This is a genomic window from Enterobacter cloacae complex sp. IR5459 (genome assembly GCF_049238005.1).
Classification (GTDB): domain Bacteria; phylum Pseudomonadota; class Gammaproteobacteria; order Enterobacterales; family Enterobacteriaceae; genus Enterobacter; species Enterobacter hormaechei_C.
In genome coordinates, this window is the sequence record NZ_JBMKIG010000051.1 from 1 (window position 1) to 2,176 (window position 2,176).

Annotated in this window: 3 protein-coding genes and 1 pseudogene; 3 read left to right on the plus strand and 1 reads right to left on the minus strand. The window is 51.9% G+C overall.

What is annotated here, in order from left to right; all coding sequences use genetic code 11:
• On the minus strand, window positions 1–190 hold a 190-nt coding region (locus tag ACOTX4_RS25785), incomplete at its 3' end, for a phage integrase N-terminal SAM-like domain-containing protein (RefSeq protein ID WP_004165226.1).
• Between the two features lie 144 nt (window positions 191–334).
• Here ACOTX4_RS25785 and dfrA12 point away from each other — a divergent pair.
• From dfrA12 to ACOTX4_RS25800, 3 genes and pseudogenes are all read left to right on the plus strand, one after another.
• Window positions 335–832 carry a trimethoprim-resistant dihydrofolate reductase DfrA12 gene (gene dfrA12, locus ACOTX4_RS25790; protein WP_001083725.1) on the plus strand — a complete coding sequence of 166 codons (498 nt, stop codon included), beginning with the start codon at window positions 335–337 and terminating at the stop codon, window positions 830–832.
• A 111-nt stretch (window positions 833–943) separates the two neighbouring features.
• Window positions 944–1,234 (plus strand): DUF1010 domain-containing protein, encoded by a 291-nt coding sequence (locus ACOTX4_RS25795; RefSeq protein WP_001336345.1) that lies wholly within the window; start codon window positions 944–946, stop codon window positions 1,232–1,234.
• 5 nt (window positions 1,235–1,239) lie between these two features.
• Window positions 1,240–2,078, plus strand: a pseudogene (locus tag ACOTX4_RS25800) (AadA family aminoglycoside 3''-O-nucleotidyltransferase).
• Window positions 2,079–2,176: the final 98 nt, after the last annotated feature.

The following is a 2,176-nucleotide window of genomic DNA, read 5'->3' on the forward strand; positions in this document are numbered from 1 at the left end:
ATGCCTCGACTTCGCTGCTGCCCAAGGTTGCCGGGTGACGCACACCGTGGAAACGGATGAAGGCACGAACCCAGTGGACATAAGCCTGTTCGGTTGGTAAGCTGTAATGCAAGTAGCGTATGCGCTCACGCAACTGGTCCAGAACCTTGACCGAACGCAGCGGTGGTAACGGCGCAGTGGCGGTTTTCATGGCTTGTTATGACTGTTTTTTTGTACAGTCTATGCCTCGGGCATCCAAGCAGCAAGCGCGTTACGCCGTGGGTCGATGTTTGATGTTATGGAGCAGCAACGATGTTACGCAGCAGGGCAGTCGCCCTAAAACAAAGTTAGCCATATGAACTCGGAATCAGTACGCATTTATCTCGTTGCTGCGATGGGAGCCAATCGGGTTATTGGCAATGGTCCTAATATCCCCTGGAAAATTCCGGGTGAGCAGAAGATTTTTCGCAGACTCACTGAGGGAAAAGTCGTTGTCATGGGGCGAAAGACCTTTGAGTCTATCGGCAAGCCTCTACCGAACCGTCACACATTGGTAATCTCACGCCAAGCTAACTACCGCGCCACTGGCTGCGTAGTTGTTTCAACGCTGTCGCACGCTATCGCTTTGGCATCCGAACTCGGCAATGAACTCTACGTCGCGGGCGGAGCTGAGATATACACTCTGGCACTACCTCACGCCCACGGCGTGTTTCTATCTGAGGTACATCAAACCTTCGAGGGTGACGCCTTCTTCCCAATGCTCAACGAAACAGAATTCGAGCTTGTCTCAACCGAAACCATTCAAGCTGTAATTCCGTACACCCACTCCGTTTATGCGCGTCGAAACGGCTAACCATTCCGTCAACGGGACGCCAAAATGCTGCGCATTTTGGTTCCCTCCGCTGCGCTCCGGCTCTCGTTACGTCCAACGTTAGCACCACTGAAACCCAGCTTTATTTAGCTCATGTTTATTCAAACGGCATTTAGCTTTTCAGGCGTTATTCAGTGCCTGTTTTGCCTTTTTTCCGGGCTTCGCCTGCATGGGCTGCGCAGGTTTTCAGTCTTTTTGGCCTCTAGCCCTTGCGTAGCAAGCGCAAGCAGCTATCGTTTTTGCAGTGCTGTGCCGCCTCGGTGGCGCAGCGTTTTTTCACGGTTAGCGCCCGTCGCCAAATTCAAGTTATCCGTTTTGGCTTCTGGTTCTAACATTTCGGTCAAGCCGACCCGCATTCTGCGGTCGGCTTACCTCGCCCGTTAGACATCATGAGGGAAGCGGTGACCATCGAAATTTCGAACCAACTATCAGAGGTGCTAAGCGTCATTGAGCGCCATCTGGAATCAACGTTGCTGGCCGTGCATTTGTACGGCTCCGCAGTGGATGGCGGCCTGAAGCCATACAGCGATATTGATTTGTTGGTTACTGTGGCCGTAAAGCTTGATGAAACGACGCGGCGAGCATTGCTCAATGATCTTATGGAGGCTTCGGCTTTCCCTGGCGAGAGCGAGACGCTCCGCGCTATAGAAGTCACCCTTGTCGTGCATGACGACATCATCCCGTGGCGTTATCCGGCTAAGCGCGAGCTGCAATTTGGAGAATGGCAGCGCAATGACATTCTTGCGGGTATCTTCGAGCCAGCCATGATCGACATTGATCTAGCTATCCTGCTTACAAAAGCAAGAGAACATAGCGTTGCCTTGGTAGGTCCGGCAGCGGAGGAATTCTTTGACCCGGTTCCTGAACAGGATCTATTCGAGGCGCTGAGGGAAACCTTGAAGCTATGGAACTCGCAGCCCGACTGGGCCGGCGATGAGCGAAATGTAGTGCTTACGTTGTCCCGCATTTGGTACAGCGCAATAACCGGCAAAATCGCGCCGAAGGATGTCGCTGCCGACTGGGCAATAAAACGCCTACCTGCCCAGTATCAGCCCGTCTTACTTGAAGCTAAGCAAGCTTATCTGGGACAAAAAGAAGATCACTTGGCCTCACGCGCAGATCACTTGGAAGAATTTATTCGCTTTGTGAAAGGCGAGATCATCAAGTCAGTTGGTAAATGATGTCTAACAATTCGTTCAAGCCGACCGCGCTACGCGCGGCGGCTTAACTCCGGCGTTAGATGCACTAAGCACATAATTGCTCACAGCCAAACTATCAGGTCAAGTCTGCTTTTATTATTTTTAAGCGTGCATAATAAGCCCTACA